This window comes from Psychrobacter sp. T6-1, assembly GCF_052258445.1.
This window is the reverse complement of the sequence record NZ_JBQQFC010000303.1, coordinates 1-2,854: the sequence shown is the minus strand read 5'-3', so window position 1 is coordinate 2,854 and position 2,854 is coordinate 1. Positions and strand designations below refer to the sequence as shown.

Genomic DNA, 2,854 nt, shown 5'->3' with positions numbered 1-2,854 from the left:
AGAAGAAGTAGTTTGAATATACTCTATGTCTTATAAATAAAAAACCACTTCAACCTAATAGCATGGTTGAGGTGGTTTTTTTGTAGCTCTAAATTAGTTATCCGCTTTAGGAAAATGAAAAGCATGGTAAAATCAAGTATGAGTACAATATTATATTATTACTTGAATGAGCCACAGCTAGTGCGTAATTAGTCGATATAATTAAAATGGATATATAAATGCCTGATAGTAGAGTCAAAGAAAGTATCAATGTTGTTATTACAGACTTAATGGATAGAGTGATGGATAGGGTTCTCAATACAGATCCTTTTATTAAAGAAGAACATCACTCTAAAAAGCCTCTATATGCAGCATTAGTGCCAGATGAAATTTTCAAAGGCTCTCATTTTGAGAGACGGTTTGTTACTCCATTCGGTGGTGTGTGGGAAAAATTAGCTGAAGTAGTAGCAAATGAATACCATGGAAATTGTGAAACAGGAGAACATATCACTGGAGAAATTGGAACAGAGAGGCTTAGAAGAATTCAAGAAGTTTTGAACAAGTTAGAGCATAAAGGGAAAAAGGGTAGACAGTTACCCGATTGGAGCCAAGAACTAAAGTATGTATTAGAAGGTAAAGGAAAGCTAATTCCAACCACAGTAGTTTGTGATGTTTCAATAAAGAGTAATGTTACTAACAAAAAGTATGCTTTTGAGATTAAGGCTCCTCTACCAAACAGTGACCAGACAAAAGTTAGTAAAGAGAAAATTTTTAAATTATTGGCAATGCAACCTCCAAAAGTAGATTATGCTTTCTTTGCTCTTCCCTATAACCCTTACGGAAAAAAAGAAAATTATAATTGGGCGTTTCCTAAAAGATGGTTTGATATGAATAACGATGAGTGCGTATTAATTGGAGAAGAGTTTTGGGATCTAATAGGTGGTAATGGCACATATAAATTATTCATTCAAGAAGTCAACTCATTAGGTAAAGAGTACAAAGATAGAATTTATCGCGAATTCCTAGGTATTGAGCCACCAAGAAATGTTGAAGAGGATGTTTTGTATTAAAATGAAGATGCCAAGATTTACATTTATAGATTTGTTCTCAGGGATTGGTGGTTTCAAGATGGCCTTTAATTCTAATAATGGTAAATGTTTAGGCTTTAGTGAAATAAATAAAGACGCTATTGAAGTATATTGTCACAATTACCAAATTGATGAAAGCGCTAATTTTGGTGACATTCGAAATATTAAAAGCTTACCGACTCACGATTTGTTAACTGCTGGAGTTCCTTGTCAAAGTTGGTCAATAGCTGGCAAAAATCTTGGATTCAATGATGACCGAGGACAGCTTTGGAACGATACACTTTATTTGCTTAATCAGTCACGACCTAAAGCTTTTATTTTTGAGAATGTAAAAGGACTAGTTGACCCGAGAAATAGATCAGCACTGAATTACATACTAAAACGTATTGAGCAAGCAGGTTACTATGCAAATTATTATGTTATTAATTCGCATGATTACGGTGTAGCACAAAACCGAGTTCGTATATATATTATAGGATTCCGTGAAAAGCAGTTTTACGATAGCTTTAACAGACCTGAAATTATTGAGAAAAAAACTGTACTGGCAGATATATTAAATGTTGAAATCCCTAAATTACAGAAAGTAGTTGAACAAACTGACCTATTTGGTTTCAATACTAATACTTCTAAAAGCATGAGTCTTTCAAGCAAAAATGGTTTTAACGACTATTTTCTATTTAATGATTTGAGGAATGGTGAGACTACAATTCATTCATGGGACATCTTAGACACAACGGAAAGACAAAAAGAAATATGTTTAATACTACTTAAAAATAGAAGAAAGAAACAGTTTGGCTTACTGGATGGTAATCCCATTTCATTACTACAATTTCAATCAATCGACCCTAGTATCTCTAAAAATGAGTTAGATAGTTTAGTAGACATGGAAATACTTAAACTCATCCCATACTCATTTGAAATTGAAAGTCACAATATCAAAGATTTAAGTGAAGACGAAGTTGAAGTTTTAAAGAGGGCTAAGAATAATATGCTCCACTTAGATGAACTAAAAATGGGTAATAAGTCAAAAGTAAAAGTTAGTTCTCTAACAAATATGCTTGAAACACTGATCAACAAGGGGAATTTAAAGTGTGTAGAAGAGAGATACGAATTTAAAAATACTAAAATAAGTAGTGGAATCAATGGTATAAACCGAATATTTTTACCAACTTCTGACGTTTTTCCAACTCTTGTTGCTAGTGATACGAATGATTATGTTGCTCTAAAAGCTATACCTGCTGAAACTAACGAAAGTTACAAGAGGAAATTCTTGAAAGAAATATACTTCGAAAATGAGTATAGGAAAATTACAAAAGAAGAGGCGTGTCAGATTCAAGGTTTTCCAAGAGATTTTGAGCTACCAGAAAGTCGTTCACGATGGATGAAACTAATTGGTAACAGTGTATCAGTTCCAGTCATTGAATCATTAATCAAAGCTATAATCTCAACAAAAGTATTTGATTAGTAAAATTTGATAACAGTATAATATGGAAAAATCCCAATGCTTTTGCGTCAGGATTTTTTTATTTAAGATTTATGAAAGATAATTTATTTCAGTCATCTAACAAATCCATTTTCTTCGCCGCTTCATAGATACCTGTCGAGCGATTGCCTGTGCGACAAAATATCAGCATGGGCTGCTCAGCTTGATTAAAGAAATCTGCAAACTCCTCGACGTGATTTTGATTAAGCTCACTACCTGCAAACGACACCTCTTTATATGCAAGTCCCGCTTCCTTAGCAGCCGCTTCAATCTCAGCGCTGGTCGGTTGACCTGGCTCTTCGCC

At 33.7% G+C, this 2,854-nt stretch carries 3 protein-coding genes; 2 read left to right on the top strand and 1 reads right to left on the bottom strand.

The annotated features are described in order from the left end of the window. Positions 1-218: 218 nt before the first annotated feature. Both ACTXGO_RS11995 and dcm read left to right on the top strand, forming a co-directional pair. The gene (locus ACTXGO_RS11995; RefSeq protein ID WP_443574690.1) at positions 219-1,049 is read left to right on the top strand and encodes a TdeIII family type II restriction endonuclease; all 831 of its coding nucleotides are present in this window, start codon (positions 219-221) and stop codon (positions 1,047-1,049) included. Then, positions 1,024-2,532, top strand: coding sequence for a DNA (cytosine-5-)-methyltransferase (dcm, locus tag ACTXGO_RS11990; RefSeq protein WP_443574692.1), 1,509 nt, complete (start codon positions 1,024-1,026; stop codon positions 2,530-2,532). Before ACTXGO_RS11995 ends, dcm begins: the two co-directional genes overlap by 26 nt. 88 nt (positions 2,533-2,620) lie before the next feature. On the opposite strand, the gene ACTXGO_RS11985 is transcribed toward dcm, so the two are convergent. Continuing rightward, the coding region (locus ACTXGO_RS11985) for a beta-lactamase hydrolase domain-containing protein (protein ID WP_443574688.1) at positions 2,621-2,854 on the bottom strand (234 nt) is incomplete at its 5' end.

Coding starts and splice junctions, on each gene's coding strand:
- ACTXGO_RS11995 (WP_443574690.1), top strand. CDS start 219: ATGCCTGATAGTAGAGTCAAAGAAAGTATCAATGTTGTTATTACAGAC.
- dcm (WP_443574692.1), top strand. CDS start 1,024: ATGTTGAAGAGGATGTTTTGTATTAAAATGAAGATGCCAAGATTTACA.